The sequence below is a fragment of the Microbacterium sp. ZW3a genome (assembly GCF_057167165.1).
Genome location: NZ_CM169903.1, coordinates 690,641 through 706,411, shown reverse-complemented (window position 1 = coordinate 706,411; position 15,771 = coordinate 690,641). Strand labels below are relative to the sequence as shown.

Sequence of the window (15,771 nt, the reverse complement as noted above, 5' to 3'; positions counted from 1 at the left end):
GTCGTGCGTCGCTGCTCGAAAAAGGGGCACGTAGCGCGGACCGCGCGAGACACATACGGCTCATTCCCGTTCCCGTCTCGAAAGGCTCGCCTCGCCATGCCCTCCGTTTCCGCGCATGTCGCCCACACCCTCGCCGCCCACGTCGACCACGTCTTCGGCGTGATGGGCAACGGCAACGCGTACTTCCTCGACGAACTGGACCGCACCCCCGCGACGTTCACCGCGGTGCGGCACGAGGCGGGCGGCGTGGTCGCCGCCGACGCCTACCACCGCGCGAGCGGCCGCATCGCGGCGGCGACCGCGACGTACGGCGCCGGGTTCACGAACACGCTCACCGCCCTCGCCGAGGCGGCGCAGGCGCGCACTCCGCTGGTGCTCGTCGTCGGCGACGAGCCGACCTCCGGCCTTCGCCCGTGGGGCGTCGACCAGGTCGCCCTCGCCTCGGCTGTGGGCGCCCGCACCTACACGGTCGGGCACCGCGATGCGGCAGCGACCGCCGCCATCGCGATCGAGCACGCCCTGACCTACCGGCTCCCGGTGGTGCTCGGCATCCCGTACGACGTCGCGACCCGCGAGGCGGGCGAGGTTCCTCCGCCGACGCCGGTGACGGCCCCCGCGCCGCCGCACCCCGCCACCCCGTTCACCGCGGCGGCGCTCGACCGGGTCGCCGACGCGCTCGCCAGCGCCGAGCGGCCGCTCCTGCTCGCCGGCCGCGGCGCGTGGCTCGCCGATGCCGGAGAGGCGTTGGGGGTGCTCGCCGAGGCGACCGGGGCGGTTACGGCCTCGACGGCGCTCGGGCGCGGGATCTTCCCCGACCAGCGCTACGACCTCGGGGTCACCGGCGGCTTCGGCGCCGAGGGGGCGATGCGGCTCGTGCGCGAGGCCGACGTCGCGGTCGTCTTCGGTGCCGGTCTCAACCCGTTCACGATGCGCTTCGGCGAGCTGTTCGACCCCCGCACGCACGTGTTCCAGATCGACACGGCCTCATCGGCCACCCACCCGCAGGTGGGCGGCTTCGTGCGCATCGACGCGGCCGACGCCGCCGCCGCGATCGTGGCGCGCCTCGACGCGAAAGGCGCGCGGTCATCGGGCTGGCGGGAGAGTGTGGACGTCGCGTCGCTGCACGTGCGCGAGACGGGCGACGGCCTCGCCGCCGACGGCCGCCTCGACCCGCGGACGGCGGCGCTGCGCATCGGCGAGTTGCTGCCCGAAGACCGCGTCGTGGTGTCGGACGGTGGGCACTTCCTCGGCTGGTCGAACATGTACTGGCCCGTGGCCTCGCCCGACCGCCTGATGATGGTGGGCACGGCGTACCAGTCGATCGGGCTCGGCTTCCCGAGCGTGCCGGGTGCCGCGGCCGCCCGACCCGAGTCGACGATCGTGCTCACGACCGGCGACGGCGGAGGGCTCATGGCCCTCGCCGACCTCGAGTCGGCCGTGCGTGTCGCCCGGGGCCGCGGGCTCGCCGTGGTCTGGAACGACGCCGCGTATGGCGCCGAGGTCAACCTCTATGGACTGAAAGGGCTGGCCCGCGAGCCGATGCTCATCCCCGAGGTCGACTTCGCCGCCGTCGCGCGGGGATTCGGCGCCGAGGGGGTGGTCGTGCGCGATGTCGCCGACCTCGACGCGCTCGCCCGCTGGACGGCACGCGACGCGAACGAGCGCCCGTTCCTCCTGCTCGACCTGCGCATCAGTGGCGACATCATCGCCCCGTACCAGCAGGAGATCATCCGGGTGAATTCCTGAGTCCCGGCAGTCGCGCGGCCGGGGAAGGTGGGCCTCGCGCCCGTGCCGGGCGACGTGCGCGCGGTCGGTGGGCGGCGGGTACCGCACCACGATCTCGTCCATCACGGCATCCTCCCGAACGGGCGCTGCCGAGCCCGGGCGGAAGTGCCCGGGCCCGGCAGCGGACGGATGGCGGTCAGCGGTCGGCGAACGCCGTCACGCAGTCACTGGTCGCATCGTTGTACTCGGCGTCGGCGTAGGTCTCGAGGCCGGCCATGTACTGCTCGAGCACGCCCTCGGCGTCTTCCAGCCCCTGCCCTGTGGCCAACTCGATCCACTTCTGGGCACCGCTGTCGCCGACGGTGTCTTCCCAGGCCTGCGTGGCCGACTCGTCCCACGCCGTCAGGTCTTTGACCGTCGGCGCGTCGAGCATCTCCTGGCACTGGCCGGCCGCCGTCTCGTTGAACGCCGCAATGCCCTCGCCGCCGTTGAGCTCCTCGACGACGCTGTCGAACTGCTCGCGCAGGTCGCTGGGAAGGGCGTCATATGCATCCTTCGACACCCACATGCCGAACGTCGAATACTGGCCGACGCCCGGGTCGCTCCAGTACGGCAGCAACTCCATGATCTTGTAGTTCACGGGGAAGTCGATCGCGCCGCCGATCGAGGAGACGACGCCACGTTCGACTGCCTCGTAGGTCTCGGGTGCGGTGATCGCGACGATGTTGGCGCCGGCGCCGCTGAGCACCTGCTGGATGATCGGCCCCGAGGCGCGCATCTGCAGTCCGGCGAACTGCCCGGCATCCTCGAGCGGTTCCTTGCTGCCGAGAAGGAAGCGCCCCACCGGCCACGTGGCGACGTGGTGCAGGTTGTTGCCGTCCATCACCGCCATCGCCGGCTCGTAGCTGGTGTGCAGGTCGTAGATCGACTGCATGATCGCCTGCGAGTTCTGGCTGAGGAAGGGGATGCTGACCATGCTGGTCGAGGGAAAGTACTGCGGCGTGTAGTCGGGCACCGTGACACCGATCTGCGCACGCCCGTCGCGTACGCAGTCGGCGACCTCGGCGGCTTTGCAGAGAGCCTCGGTGGCAGTTCGCTCGAAGCTGATGCGCCCGTCCGTGACCTCTTCGACACGGTCGAGGAACCAGTCCTGCACCGCGGCGTTCGGCGTTCCCGCCTGCGCGCCGGTGGCGAGAGTGAAGGTCACACTCTCGCCGGAGGCGTCGCCGCCACCGCCGGTGGAGTTCTGGATGCCGGCGCAACCGGTGATCGCCAGCGCCGCCGCGGCAAGACCTCCGGCGAGCGCGAGAGCCCGCCGCGAGCGCGGGCTGGAGTGCTGTGAGAACATCATCGTCCTTTCTGTCGGTCCGCTCCGCCGAGGAGCGGATCGCGGGTGGGTTCAGTCTGGGCGGCGGGCGACGGCATCCCCATGGCTGCAGCCGCACACCGCCGGGTCATCGGCGCACGTCCGCCTCACCCGGCCGACTGCGCGACGAGGGAGGGGAGCCAGAGCACGATCGCGGGCACGAAGAACAGCAGGGCCGAGACGACGATGTCCATCGAGAGCAGGGGAAGAACCCCTCGGAAAACGGTCTCGGTCGGCACCCCGGTCGCGCCCGAGACGACGAAGCACGTCATCCCCACCGGTGGGGTCACCATCCCGATCGCGGTGAGCTTGACGATCATGAGGCCCAGCCAGATGCCGTCGAAACCCAACTCCATCGCGACCGGATAGATGATCGGAATCGTGATGATCAGCACCGAGATCTCATCCAGCGCCGTGCCCAGCGGCAGGAGCAGGAGAAGCAGCAGACCGATCGTCAGCAGCGGCGGAATCTCGAGACCCGCGATCCAGGTCGTGATCGTGTCGGGAACGTGCGCGGCGATGAGGAAGGTCGAGAAGATGCTCGATCCGACGAGGATCATGAAGACCATCGACGTCGTCTGCGCGGTGTCGAGCAGCGCCCCCTTGACGTTGCTCCACAGGGAAGCGACGCCCGAGCGACGGAACTCCCACAGCAGGATCAGCAACGCGACGAACGCGGCGATGGCGGCCGACTCGGTCGAGGTGAACACGCCCGAGAACATGCCGCCGAGGATGATCAGGAAGATCAGGCCGAGGCGGAAGAGACCGCGCCACGGGAGCGTGCGCGCGGTGAGCCCGTAGGACTGACGCACCGTCCCGGTGTTCGGCACCGCGTGCAGCGCAGCCTCGATCGAGGCCGAGTGCACGGGCGCCTCCGCCCCGGCGCCGCCCCGCGCCGCGGCCGCCGCCGCCGTGCGCGCCTCGACGACGACGTCCTCGAGCCCGACGTCGTTCCGCACGATCTGGCGGTGCCCGAGGATGAGGATGTACGCGATGTAGCCCGCCGCCGTCAGCAGGCCCGGGACGATGCCCGCCGCCAGCATCTGCGCGACGGACTCGCCCGTCATGATCGCGTAGAGCACGAGGAACGTGCTCGGCGGGATGATGACCCCGAGCGTGCCCGCGATGGCCACGATGCCCGTGGCGAGCGCCGCCGGATAGCCGTAGGCGCGCATCTCCCCGACGGAGAGCTTCGACATGGTCGCGGCCGTGCCGATGCTCGAACCCGAGACGGCCGAGAATCCCGCGCACGCCATGACGGTCGCGACGCCGAGCCCCCCGGGGAACCGGCTCACGAAGTGGTTGGCGATCGCGAACACGTGCTCCGCGATCCGCGCGCGCATCGCCAGCATCCCCATCAGAATGAACATCGGGATGATCGTCAGCGAGAAGCTCGCGGTGGCCGAGAACGGCACCGAGCCGAGCACATTCGTCGCGTACGAGGTGCCCTGCAGCACCCCGAGACCGAGGGCCCCGGAGAGAGCGAGCGAGAGGGCCACCGGCATCCGTGCCATCAACAGCAGGATGAGCAGGACCACGACCACGAGCACGATGATCGTCACCAGCATGGATTCACTCCTTGTCTTTCCGGCCAGCGCTCACGCGTCGGCCGTGGGCTCGGCGTCTTCGCCGTAGGCCCCGCGTCCTCGGATGGTGCGCACGACGTTCGCGATCGCGACGACGAGCCACAGCCCGAGTCCGACCGCGATCACCCAGCGCAGCGGCCACACCGGCCACTGGACCAGACCGAATCGTGTTTCGTTCAGCGCGGTCGCCTGCAGCGCGCGCATCACCGATGCGTACGTCATCCAGGCCAGCAGGCCCGCGTTGAGCACCCACACCACGACGGACACCGCGCGCGCGAGAACCGGTCTGAGACGATCGGTGACGATGGACACCGCGACGTGCCCGCCCTGCATCGACGTCCATGCCAGGCCGAGGAACACCGAGGCGACCAGGGCCGACTCAGCGACCTCGAGCATGCCCGGCACGCTCGCGCGGGCAAAGAAGCGCACGATGACGTCGATGACGGTGGCGAGCATGAGCACGACGAGGGCGCTCGCCGCGATCACGCCCAGCACGGCGCTCTGGCGGCGCAGGTACTGATCGAAGCGCGAGGCCCGGATCGGCGCGGGGGCGGCGACGGTCATCTCAGCGCTCGTTCCAGAACTCGTACGCGCGAGTGTGGTCGACGTTGCCCAGGGCGTCGAGCGCATCGCCGAGCGCGCCGGCGACGGCATCGCACACCGGGGCCTCGTGTCCCGTCGCCTGCTGCACCTTCTGCGCGATCCGCACGTCTTTCGTCATGAGCGGCAGCGCGAAGCCCGAGGCGAATCGACCTCCGACGATGTGGTCGGGAAGGACGTGAGTGGTCACGAAGCTCTGCCCAGTCGAGGCGTTGAAAATGTCGACCATCACGGCGGGGTCGAGCCCGAATCGGGCGCCCGCGGTCAACGCCTCGGTCGACGCGGTGTACGCGGCCGCGGCCACGAAGTTGTTCAGCGCCTTCATCGCATGCCCGGTGCCGAGACCGCCGGTGCGGAAGATGCGAGCGCTCATGGTGTCGACGACGGGGACGGCCCGCTCGGCGGCATCCTCGTCGTCCGCGCCCATCATGATCGCGAGCGTGCCCGCGATCGCGCGCTCGCGTGCGCCCGACACGGGGGCGTCGACGAGGTGCAGGCCCGCCGCGGCCAGGAGGCGCCCGGTCTCGACCGTCTCAGTCGGGTCGGACGAACTCATATCCACGTACACGGTGCCGCGTGGAGAAGGGATACGCGGGGCACCGTCGTCGTCAACCAGCACCGAGCGCACGATCGCGCTCGTGGGCAGCATCAGCACAACGACCTCGCAGTCGGCGAGGTCGGTGATGTCGGCCGCGGCCTCGGCGCCGATGCGGGTGGCCAGCGCTGCCGCGCGGTCGACATCGACGTCGTGCACGAGCACGCGCGCGAACGCTCCGGACGACGCGATGTTGGTGACCATCGGGTCGCCCATGGTTCCCAGACCGATGAATCCGACGGTGCGAACGCGGGGGGTGGCCATCGTCTCCCCGGCCACGGGGCTCGTCCCTTCGCTCATGCCGGCACCCCGGCCTTCTCGGCCTCGCCGTCGACGCTGGAGGGCAGCCCCCTCTCGGCGAGCACCTCCTCCAGCGCACGGAGCCCCTCGACCGCGGCGGGGATGCCGCAGTACAGCATCGAGTGCACGATGACCTCGCGCAGTTCGAGCACCGGCACGCCGTTGGCGAGTGCGCCGCGCGTGTGGATGCGCAGCTCGTGCGACTTGCCCTGCGCGATGAGCATCGCGAGGGTCACCTTGCTGCGGTCGGTGAGCGACAGCCCGTCGCGTTGCCAGATGTCACCGAAGCAGTACCGGGTGACGAAGTCCTGGATCTTGTCGTTGAGGTCGGTCGTGTTCTCGACCTGCCCCTCCGCCCCCTCGGGCCCGAACATGTCGCGCCGCTGGCGCAGACCGATGTCGTACAGATCGTCGCGGATCACCTGATGCTCCCTCGCATGGATTCGTGCGGGACCGGCGTCCCGTCGGACAAGTGTGTCGGGCCGGATGCCGCGGCCACATGGCCCACGGCGCAGGCGCCATGGTGGTTCGCGCACACCGGCCGAGGTCTCGGGCGCGCGTACACGGCCGCGTTTAGGCTGGGTCCACGTTTCGGCGTCACTGCAAGGAGGCAGGCGATGGAGCACCCGGTCCCGACGGCACGCGACATGCAGAACCACCACGGTGTGAGCTTCGACGAGTGGGTTCGCCTCGTCGGCAACCGTTTCGTCCCCCTCGCCCTCTCGACGATCGACCCCGACGGGTTCTCCGGGAGCCTGCGCACCCGGGTCGTCGACGGCACCTGTGTCACCGACATCGCGGCATCCTCGCATCGGGTGCACCGCTCGCCGTCGTCGATCCGCGGCGACGACCCGCACCACCTGAAGCTCAGCATGCAGCTGACCGGCACCGGGCTCGTCATGCAAGACGGGCGCAGCGCCCACCTCTCCCCCGGCGACGTCGCCATCTACGACACGGCGCGCCCCTACACTCTCGAGTACGCCGGTCAGATGCGCTCGCTCGTCATGATGTTCCCGCACAGCATGCTCGGACTCTCGGCCAATCTCGTGCCCACCGTCACCGCGGTGCGCCTGCGCGGCGACACCGGCATCGGGCGCGTCATCTGCCCGTTCATGCAGCATCTCGCCGAAGACCTGGACCAGCTCGAGGGCGTCAACGGTGCGCGTATCATCCGCAGCGCCTTCGACCTCATCACCGCCCTGCTCTCGGCCGAGCTGCAGAGCTCGACCGCGCGCGAACCCTGGCGCGTCACCCTCGACGCCGTCGCGCACTACATCGACGCGCATCTCGACGACCCCGGCCTGAACACCGACACGATCGCTCGGGCGCACTTCATCTCGGCTCGCCAGCTGCAGTACCTCTTCCAGGACGAGGGCGAGACCGTCTCGGGTTATATCCGCGCGCGGCGCCTCGAGCGCTGCCGGCTCGACCTCGAGGACGCCGCGCAGACCTCGCGGTCCATCGTGCAGATCGCGCAGGCCTGGGGGTTCATCGACCCCAGCCACTTCAGCAAGCTGTTCAAGTCGACCTACGGGCACGGCCCGCGCGACCACCGTCTGCTGCACCTCGACGCCGCGACCCTCGCCGACTGATCCTCCCGACGCGGACTGTTCGCTCCACGACACGTGGCGTGCGCCACAGCCCGAGAGCCCCGCGGCTCGCGCGGGTTGACTGAGCGCATGGATCTGCTCAGGGAGGATCAGATGACACAGACGCACACGGCGACGTTGCTCGCCGAGATCACGGTCGACGAAGCGGTCGGCCGCGCGATCCCCGACGCCGCCAGTGGGGAGACCATCGGCCACGCGCCGGTGCACACGGCGGCCGACCTCGCGCGGGCGGTGAGTGCGGCCCGCGCAGCCCAACCGGCGTGGGCGGCGCTCACGCACGCCGAGCGCTCGGCCATCCTGCATCGGGCCGCCGACGAGATCGACGCGCACGCCGAGGAGCTCGCGCAGATCATCGCCCGCGAACAGGGAAAGCCGCTCAACGGGCCGGGTGCCCGCTTCGAGGCCGCGGGCTGCGCGGTGTGGATCCGCCAGGCGGCCGACACGGTGCTCGAGCCCGAGGTGCTGTTCGAGGCCGAGGGTACGCGCTCCGAGCTCCACTACGCCCCGCTCGGCGTCGTGGGCGCGATCGGGCCGTGGAACTGGCCCGCGCTCATCGCGATCTGGCAGATCGCGCCGTCGCTGCGCATGGGCAACACGGTCGTCGCCAAGCCCAGCGAATACACCCCGCTCAGCGTGCTGGCCGTGGCGGCGCTCATGAACCGCCACCTGCCCGAGGACGTGCTCACCGTGGTCGCCGGCGGTCGCGACGTCGGCGAGGCGATCGCGTCGCACCCCGACCTCGACAAGATCATGTTCACCGGCTCGACGGCCACCGGCCGACGCATCATCGAGGGCTCGGCGCACAACCTGGCGCGCCTCACGCTGGAGCTCGGTGGCAACGACGCCGGCATCGTGCTTCCGGGCACGGATGTCGCCGCGATCGCCCAGGGCCTGTTCTGGGGCATCTTCATCAACACCGGGCAGACGTGTGCCGCGCTCAAGCGGCTCTACGTGCACGACTCTCTGTACGAGGACGTGGTCCGGGCGCTCGCCGAGCTCGCCGAAGCGACACCGATGGGACCGGGCACCGACGAGGGCAGCGCCCTCGGTCCGCTGTCGACCCCGCAGCAGTTCGCGATCGTCTCGCGCCTGGTCGATGACGCTCGAGAGCGCGGCGCACGCATCGTCACCGGCGGAAGTGCCGCCCCCGACCTCGGCCCGCACTTCTACCGCACCACGGTCGTGGCCGACATCGACGACGACGCGGCGCTGGTGGGCGAGGAGCAGTTCGGCCCCGTCATCCCGGTGCTCCGGTACACCGACCTCGACGACGCCATCGCCCGGGCGAACGCGACCGACCAGGGGCTCGGCGCCTCGGTGTGGGGTGCCGACGTGGAGGAGGCCGTCGCGGTGGCGGAGCGCCTGCAGGCGGGCACCGTATGGATCAACCAGCACGGCACGCTCAACCCGCTCGTGCCGTTCGGCGGCGTGAAGGGGTCGGGCTACGGGATGGAGTTCGGGAAGGAGGGCCTGAAGGCCGTTGCCGCCCCGAAGGTCATCACGCGGTGAGCACGACGGCGGAGACGTGCATCGGCACGCCGGGTGGGCACCCTCCCACCCGGCGTGCCGGTGACGATCTCCGCCGCTGTGCGCGGACGGGAGCGTCAGGACCTCGATACCCCGTAGATCGGCGACACGGCCTGTTCGGCCTCGTTGTCCGGTCCGAGCGGGATGCCACGGCGGTCCCGCAGCAGCAGCGTCGCGATGAGGCCGAGCCCGGCCATGCCGACGAGGTAGATTGCGACCGACCACGTGGTGCCGGTGGCCTGCACGAGCGCGGTGGCGATCGTCGGGGCGAACGCGCCGCCGAGGATCGCACCGATCGCGTACGAGATCGACACCCCCGAGAAGCGCACCGATGCGGGGAACAGCTCCGCGTACAGCGCCGCCTGCGGGCCGTAGGTGAAACCGAGGCCCACCGTCAGGATGAGGAGCCCCAGGAACAGCAGCCCGATCTCGCCGGTGTTCACGAGCGGGAACAGCGTGATGGCGCCGATCGCGAGGGCGATCCAGCCGATGATGTAGGTGGTGCGGCGGCCGATGATGTCGCTCAGCCACCCCGAGAGCCACGTGAAGACGAGCCAGCCGACCGATGCGCCGGCGACCGCCCACAGCACGGGACCGCGGTCGAGCCCGAGCGGACCCGCGGGGTTGGTCGCGTAGTTCTGGATGTAGCCCCCGGTGGACATGTACCCGGCCGCGTTGTTGCCCGCGAAGACGAACGCGGCGATGATCACGAGCGCCCAGTGCTTGCGGAACAGCTGCACGATGGGGGTCTTGGTCTCTTCTCGGCGCTCGGCGAGTTCGACGAACACCGGGCTCTCCTCGACGCGCTTGCGGATGTAGTACCCGACGAAGATCAGCACGACGCTGAAGAGGAACGGCACGCGCCATCCCCATTCGATGAAGGCGTCACCCGGAGCGATGAGCGCCATGATCGCCATCATCCCGGATGCCAGCAGGAGGCCGATCGGCACACCGATCTGCGGCGAGGCACCGAAGAGTCCGCGCCGGTTCTTCGGCGCGTGCTCGACGGCCATGAGCACCGCGCCGCCCCACTCGCCGCCAGCCGAGATGCCCTGCAGGATGCGCAGGAAGATCAGCAGAATCGGGGCAGCGATGCCGATGGCCGCGTAGGTCGGGAGCAGACCCACGAGGGTGGTCGACACGCCCATGAGGATCAGAGTGACCATGAGCACGACGCGGCGGCCGTACTTGTCGCCGAAGTGTCCGGCCAGGAAGGCTCCGAGCGGGCGGAACAGGAAGCTGAGCCCCACCGTCAGGAACGACAGGATCAGCGCGATGCCCGGGCCCGCCGGCTCGAAGAAGACGGCAGCGAAGACGAGGCCCGCCGCCTGCGCGTAGATGAAGAAGTCGTACCACTCGACCGTGGTGCCCACGACGGTCGCGAAGACCACGCGGCGTCGATCGGTGGATGTCGAGATCGTTCCGGTCGGGGTGAACCCCTCGGGAACGGATGGGTGTGGTGAAGTCATCGTTGGCCTCCTGCGACTGCTCTGTCGGTGGGTGCGGGCTGCGCCGCAGCGGTGTTGATCCGCCGTGGAGGATCATATACGATTTCGAATACGACACAACGAGCAAAGGAGCCGCATGAGCATGTCGGATGCCGGCGACCCCCGTTTCGCCGCCCTCCCCGCGCGCCCGGGCAAGATCATCGCGGTGCACCTGTCCTACCCGTCGCGCGCCGACCAGCGCGGGCGCCGGCCGGCGGACCCCTCGTACTTCTTCAAGCCGTCCAGCTCTCTGGCATCCACGGGTTCCACGATCGAGCGGCCGGCCGGAACCGAACTCCTCGCTTTCGAGGGAGAGGTCGCCCTCGTCATCGGCGCCACCGCGCGCCGAGTGCCGATCGACCAGGCGTGGGCACACGTGGCGGCGGTCACCGCGGCGAACGATTTCGGGGTCTACGACCTGCGCGCCAACGACCGGGGCTCCAACGTGCGCTCGAAGGGGCGCGACGGCTACACGCCGGTGGGGCCACGTCTCATTCCCGCTCAGACCGTGTCGCCCACGGGTCTGCGCGTGCGCGTCTGGGTCGACGGGCAGCTGGCGCAGGACGACACGACCGACGATCTCCTCTTTCCCCTGCCGCAGATCGTCGCCGACCTCTCGCAGCATTTCACCCTCGAACCCGGCGATGTCATCCTTACGGGCACGCCGGCGGGGTCGAGCGTGGTGCTGCCGGGCGCCGTGGTCGAGGTCGAGGTCGACGCCCCCGGCGTGGCCGGCACGCCGAGCTCCGGTCGCCTCGTCACCACCGTGGTGCAGGGCGACGCCGCGTTCGACGACGCGCTGGGGTCGCTGCCGTCGGTCGACGACCATCAGCGCGCCGAAGCCTGGGGTTCGCGCGAGAGCGCGGGCCTTCCGCCCGCTCCCGAACCGTTCCGGCTGACCGACGATCTGCGCGAGAAGCTCTCGCGGGTGCCCGTCGCGGGCTTGTCGGGGCAGTTGCGCAAGCGCGGATTGAACGACGTCACGATCGACGGTGTGGCCGCGATGCACCCGGGCACCACGCTCGTCGGACTCGCCCGCACGCTGCGCTTCGTCCCCCACCGCGAAGACCTCTTCGCCTCGCACGGCGGCGGGTACAACGCGCAGAAGCGCGCGTTCGACGACGTCGGCGCGGGCGAGGTCATCGTGATCGAGGCGCGCGGCGAGACCGGGTCGGGCACGCTCGGAGACATCCTGGCCCTGCGCGCGAAAGCCCGCGGTGCCGCCGGGATCGTGACCGACGGCGGTGTGCGCGACTACGACGCCGTCGCGGCCGTCGGCCTCCCCGTCTTCTCGCGCGGCGCGCACCCGGCGGTGCTCGGCCGGCGCCACGTGCCGTGGGACACCGATGTGACGATCGGATGCGGCGGCACGACCGTCCAGCCGGGCGATGTCATCGTGGGCGACCGCGACGGCGTCATCGTCATTCCCCCCGCTCTCGTCGAGGAGGTCGTCGACGCCGCTCTCGCCCAGGAAGAAGAGGACGCCTGGATCGCGGAGCAGGTGGCGGCGGGGCATCCCGTCGACGGGCTCTTCCCGATGAACGCGCAGTGGCGCGCCCGGTTCGAGGAGCAGCGCTCGTGAGCGGCACCGATGTGACGCTGAGCAAGTCACAGCAGGCGTACCACTGGATCAAGGAACGCATCGCCCGCCAGGAGTTCACGCCGGGCTATCGGCTCGTGCTCGGCTCGATCGCGGGCGAGCTCGACATGAGCGTCGTGCCCGTGCGCGAGGCGATCCGGCAGCTCGAGGCTGAGGGGCTCGTGACCTTCGAGCGCAACATCGGGGCGCGGGTGTCGATGGTCGACGATTCGCAGTACCGCCACAGCATGCAGGCGCTCAGCATCCTCGAGGGTGCCGCGACCGCACTCTCGGCCCGCGCGCTGACTGCCGACGATGTCAGACGCGCCCGCTCCATCAACGAGCGGATGATCGAGACGCTCGACCACTTCGACCCGCGCGCCTTCACCGCGCTGAACCAGGAGTTCCACGCGACGCTGTTCGGGCGCTGCGCGAACCCGCGCATGCTCGAGCTCGTCCAAGCCGAGTGGGCCCGTCTCGGGCATCTGCGCGACTCGACCTTCAGCTTCGTGCCCGGCCGCGCCGCCGAGAGCGTGCGGGAGCACGAGAACATCCTCCGGTTGATCGAGTCCTCGGCGCCCCTCGGCGAGATCGAGAAGGCCTCGCGCCGCCACCGCGCCGCCACCCTCGACGCCTACCTCATCCACGAACACCCCGACGAGGTCCTGGGCCTCCCGGCGGTTTGACACAGGAGAAGCAATCCCATGAGCGACACGCAGACCGCGACGCGGCGCATCCCCGCCGACCTGCCCGAGCGCATCCAGCACTACATCGACGGCGCCTTCGTCGACTCAGCCGACGGCGACACGTTTGACGTCCTCGACCCGGTCACCAACCAGACCTACCTGCGGGCCGCGGCGGGCAAGAAGGCCGACATCGATCGCGCCGTCGCCGCCGCGCGGAAGGCCTTCACCGACGGACCGTGGCCGCGCATGCTCCCCCGCGAGCGTTCCCGCGTGCTGCACCGCATCGCCGACATCGTCGAGTCGCGCGACGCCCGTCTGGCCGAGCTGGAGTCGTTCGACTCGGGCCTGCCGATCACGCAGGCCCTCGGGCAGGCGCGCCGGGCGGCCGAGAACTTCCGCTTCTTCGCCGACCTGATCGTGGCCCAGACCGATGACGCGTTCAAGGTTCCCGGGCGCCAGCTCAACTACGTCAACCGCAAGCCGATCGGCGTCGCGGGCCTCATCACGCCCTGGAACACGCCGTTCATGCTCGAGTCCTGGAAGCTGGGCCCCGCGCTGGCGACCGGCAACACCGTCGTGCTCAAGCCCGCCGAGTTCACGCCGCTGTCGGCCTCGCTGTGGGCCGGCATCTTCGAGGAGGCGGGGCTCCCCGCGGGTGTGTTCAACCTCGTGAACGGTCTCGGCGAAGACGCCGGTGACGCGCTCGTGAAGCACCCCGACGTCCCGCTGATCTCCTTCACGGGTGAGAGCTCGACCGGCCAGCTGATCTTCGCTAACGCCGCCCCGTTCCTGAAGGGTCTGTCGATGGAGCTCGGCGGCAAGAGCCCGGCGATCGTGTTCGCCGACGCCGATCTGGATGCCGCAATCGACGCGACCATCTTCGGGGTGTTCTCCCTCAACGGCGAGCGGTGCACCGCGGGCAGCCGCATCCTCGTCGAGCGCTCCGTGTACGACGAGTTCGTCGAGCGCTACGCCGCCCAGGCCGCGCGAGTGAAGGTCGGCTACCCCGATGACCCCGAGACCGAGGTCGGCGCGCTCGTGCACCCCGAGCACTACGCCAAGGTCATGTCGTACGTCGACCTCGGCAAGACCGAGGGGCGCCTCGTCGCCGGCGGTGGCCGCCCCGAGGGCTTCGACGAGGGCAATTTCGTCCAGCCCACGGTCTTCGCCGACGTCGCCCCCGACGCGCGGATCTTCCAGGAGGAGATCTTCGGGCCGGTCGTGGCGATCACCCCGTTCGACACCGACGACGAGGCCCTGGCCCTGGCCAACAACACGAGGTACGGCCTCGCCGCCTACGTCTGGACGAACGACCTGAAGCGCGCGCACACGTTCGCGCAGAACGTCGACGCCGGCATGGTGTGGCTGAACTCCAACAACGTGCGCGACCTCCGCACCCCGTTCGGCGGCGTGAAGGCCTCGGGCCTCGGCCACGAGGGCGGCTACCGCTCGATCGACTTCTACACCGACCAGCAGGCCGTGCACATCACCCTCGGCCCGTCCCACAACCCGACCTTCGGCAAAGGAGCCTGAGATGACCGACCGCACCCAGATGACCCGCACCTCCTCGGGCTTCTTCGTCTCACCCGAGGCGCCGATCCGCACCGACAACCCCATCCCGACGCCCTCCTCCCCCGCGCCCGACATCCTGCGCTGCGCCTACATGGAGCTCGTGGTCACCGACCTGGCGGCATCCCGGGAGTTCTACGTCGACGTGCTGGGTCTCTACGTGACCGAGGAAGACGGCGACGCGATCTACCTGCGTTCCACCGAAGAGTTCATCCACCACAACCTCGTGCTGCGTCAGGGCCCGGTCGCCGCTGTCGCCGCGTTCTCGTACCGCGTGCGCAGCGCCGAAGACCTCGACAAAGCGGTCGCCTTCTACTCCGAACTCGGATGCCGCGTCGAACGGCGCCCCGACGGCTTCACGAAGGGCATCGGTGACTCGGTGCGCGTCGAGGACCCGCTGGGATTCCCGTACGAGTTCTTCTTCGACACCCAGCACGTCGAGCGCCTGTCGTGGCGCTACGACTTGCACACGCCCGGAGAACTGGTGCGCCTGGACCACTTCAACCAGGTCACGCCCGACGTGCCGCGAGCGGTGAACTTCATGCAGACGCTCGGTTTCCGCGTGACCGAAGACATCCAGGATGACGAGGGAACGGTCTACGCCGCGTGGATGCGCCGCAAGCCCACCGTGCACGACACCGCCATGACCGGCGGCGACGGCCCGCGCATGCACCACGTCGCCTTCGCCACGCACGAGAAGCACAACATTCTCGCCATCTGCGACAAGCTCGGTGCGCTTCGACGGTCGGATGCCATCGAGCGAGGCCCCGGCCGGCACGGCGTCTCGAACGCGTTCTACCTCTACCTGCGCGACCCCGACGGCCACCGCGTCGAGATCTACACGCAGGACTACTACACCGGCGACCCCGATAACCCGGTCGTCACGTGGGACGTGCACGACAACCAGCGCCGTGACTGGTGGGGGAACGCTGTCGTGCCGTCGTGGTACACCGAGGCGTCGCTCGTGCTTGACCTCGACGGCGCCCCGCAGCCGGTGCGCGCCCGCACCGATGCGAGCGAGATGGCCGTGACGATCGGCGCCGACGGCTTCTCCTACACCCGCGCCCCCGAGGCATCCCCTTCTTCCGAGTTCAAGCTCGGCAACCAGCTCTAACGAGGCGCGAGTCGCCAGAATTTGTCG

Annotated in this window: 13 protein-coding genes; 7 read left to right on the top strand and 6 right to left on the bottom strand. The window is 70.0% G+C overall.

The features are described from left to right. The first annotated feature begins 96 nt into the window (after positions 1 to 96). The gene (locus ACU6WY_RS03320; protein WP_483821044.1) at positions 97 to 1,746 is read left to right on the top strand and encodes a thiamine pyrophosphate-binding protein; all 1,650 of its coding nucleotides are present in this window, start codon (positions 97 to 99) and stop codon (positions 1,744 to 1,746) included. Between the two features lie 175 nt (positions 1,747 to 1,921). On the opposite strand, the gene dctP is transcribed toward ACU6WY_RS03320, so the two are convergent. The 5 genes from dctP to ACU6WY_RS03295 form a co-directional block, all read right to left on the bottom strand. Next, positions 1,922 to 3,076: a TRAP transporter substrate-binding protein DctP gene (gene dctP, locus ACU6WY_RS03315; protein ID WP_483821043.1), complete on the bottom strand. Its 1,155-nt coding sequence runs from the start codon at positions 3,074 to 3,076 to the stop codon at positions 1,922 to 1,924. 122 nt (positions 3,077 to 3,198) lie between these two features. Beyond that, a complete protein-coding gene (locus tag ACU6WY_RS03310) occupies positions 3,199 to 4,659 on the bottom strand; it encodes a TRAP transporter large permease (RefSeq protein ID WP_483821042.1) in 1,461 nt (486 codons plus the stop codon). Positions 4,660 to 4,689: 30 nt separating this feature from the next. After that, positions 4,690 to 5,241 (bottom strand): TRAP transporter small permease subunit, encoded by a 552-nt coding sequence (locus tag ACU6WY_RS03305; protein WP_483821041.1) that lies wholly within the window; start codon positions 5,239 to 5,241, stop codon positions 4,690 to 4,692. A gap of 1 nt (position 5,242) precedes the next feature. Further along, positions 5,243 to 6,172 carry an NAD(P)-dependent oxidoreductase gene (locus tag ACU6WY_RS03300; RefSeq protein WP_483821040.1) on the bottom strand — a complete coding sequence of 310 codons (930 nt, stop codon included), beginning with the start codon at positions 6,170 to 6,172 and terminating at the stop codon, positions 5,243 to 5,245. After that, positions 6,169 to 6,594, bottom strand: a complete 426-nt coding sequence (locus ACU6WY_RS03295) for a carboxymuconolactone decarboxylase family protein (protein WP_483821039.1) — start codon at positions 6,592 to 6,594, stop codon at positions 6,169 to 6,171. The genes ACU6WY_RS03300 and ACU6WY_RS03295 overlap by 4 nt, the downstream gene beginning before the upstream one ends. 195 nt (positions 6,595 to 6,789) lie before the next feature. Between ACU6WY_RS03295 and ACU6WY_RS03290 the strand changes: the two genes are divergently transcribed. Both ACU6WY_RS03290 and ACU6WY_RS03285 read left to right on the top strand, forming a co-directional pair. Further along, entirely contained in the window at positions 6,790 to 7,764 is a 975-nt protein-coding gene (locus ACU6WY_RS03290; protein WP_483821038.1) for an AraC-like ligand-binding domain-containing protein, read from the top strand. Between the two features lie 111 nt (positions 7,765 to 7,875). Next, entirely contained in the window at positions 7,876 to 9,291 is a 1,416-nt protein-coding gene (locus tag ACU6WY_RS03285; RefSeq protein WP_483821037.1) for an aldehyde dehydrogenase family protein, read from the top strand. Between the two features lie 95 nt (positions 9,292 to 9,386). Here the strand turns inward: ACU6WY_RS03285 and ACU6WY_RS03280 are convergent, their stop codons facing one another. Beyond that, positions 9,387 to 10,778, bottom strand: a complete 1,392-nt coding sequence (locus ACU6WY_RS03280; protein ID WP_483821036.1) for an MFS transporter — start codon at positions 10,776 to 10,778, stop codon at positions 9,387 to 9,389. A 121-nt stretch (positions 10,779 to 10,899) separates the two neighbouring features. Here ACU6WY_RS03280 and ACU6WY_RS03275 point away from each other — a divergent pair, with 121 nt between their 5' ends. From ACU6WY_RS03275 to hpaD, 4 genes are read left to right on the top strand one after another with little or no spacing between them, the layout of a single operon-like run. Further along, on the top strand, positions 10,900 to 12,378 hold the full coding sequence (locus ACU6WY_RS03275) for a fumarylacetoacetate hydrolase family protein (RefSeq protein WP_483821944.1): 1,479 nt from the start codon (positions 10,900 to 10,902) through the stop codon (positions 12,376 to 12,378). Beyond that, a complete protein-coding gene (locus tag ACU6WY_RS03270) occupies positions 12,375 to 13,061 on the top strand; it encodes a GntR family transcriptional regulator (protein ID WP_483821035.1) in 687 nt (228 codons plus the stop codon). Before ACU6WY_RS03275 ends, ACU6WY_RS03270 begins: the two co-directional genes overlap by 4 nt. 18 nt (positions 13,062 to 13,079) lie before the next feature. After that, positions 13,080 to 14,594 (top strand): 5-carboxymethyl-2-hydroxymuconate semialdehyde dehydrogenase, encoded by a 1,515-nt coding sequence (gene hpaE / locus ACU6WY_RS03265; RefSeq protein ID WP_483821034.1) that lies wholly within the window; start codon positions 13,080 to 13,082, stop codon positions 14,592 to 14,594. A 1-nt stretch (position 14,595) separates the two neighbouring features. Then, positions 14,596 to 15,744, top strand: coding sequence for a 3,4-dihydroxyphenylacetate 2,3-dioxygenase (gene hpaD / locus ACU6WY_RS03260; protein ID WP_483821033.1), 1,149 nt, complete (start codon positions 14,596 to 14,598; stop codon positions 15,742 to 15,744). The last annotated feature ends 27 nt before the right edge of the window (positions 15,745 to 15,771 follow it).

What these genes read in the sequence shown, in the direction of transcription:
- ACU6WY_RS03320 (WP_483821044.1), top strand. Translation starts at nt 97, where the DNA reads ATGCCCTCCGTTTCCGCGCATGTCGCCCACACCCTCGCCGCCCACGTC.
- dctP (WP_483821043.1), bottom strand. Translation starts at nt 3,076, where the DNA reads ATGATGTTCTCACAGCACTCCAGCCCGCGCTCGCGGCGGGCTCTCGCG.
- ACU6WY_RS03310 (WP_483821042.1), bottom strand. Translation starts at nt 4,659, where the DNA reads ATGCTGGTGACGATCATCGTGCTCGTGGTCGTGGTCCTGCTCATCCTG.
- ACU6WY_RS03305 (WP_483821041.1), bottom strand. Translation starts at nt 5,241, where the DNA reads ATGACCGTCGCCGCCCCCGCGCCGATCCGGGCCTCGCGCTTCGATCAG.
- ACU6WY_RS03300 (WP_483821040.1), bottom strand. Translation starts at nt 6,172, where the DNA reads ATGAGCGAAGGGACGAGCCCCGTGGCCGGGGAGACGATGGCCACCCCC.
- ACU6WY_RS03290 (WP_483821038.1), top strand. Translation starts at nt 6,790, where the DNA reads ATGGAGCACCCGGTCCCGACGGCACGCGACATGCAGAACCACCACGGT.
- ACU6WY_RS03285 (WP_483821037.1), top strand. Translation starts at nt 7,876, where the DNA reads ATGACACAGACGCACACGGCGACGTTGCTCGCCGAGATCACGGTCGAC.
- ACU6WY_RS03280 (WP_483821036.1), bottom strand. Translation starts at nt 10,778, where the DNA reads ATGACTTCACCACACCCATCCGTTCCCGAGGGGTTCACCCCGACCGGA.
- ACU6WY_RS03275 (WP_483821944.1), top strand. Translation starts at nt 10,900, where the DNA reads ATGTCGGATGCCGGCGACCCCCGTTTCGCCGCCCTCCCCGCGCGCCCG.
- hpaE (WP_483821034.1), top strand. Translation starts at nt 13,080, where the DNA reads ATGAGCGACACGCAGACCGCGACGCGGCGCATCCCCGCCGACCTGCCC.
- hpaD (WP_483821033.1), top strand. Translation starts at nt 14,596, where the DNA reads ATGACCGACCGCACCCAGATGACCCGCACCTCCTCGGGCTTCTTCGTC.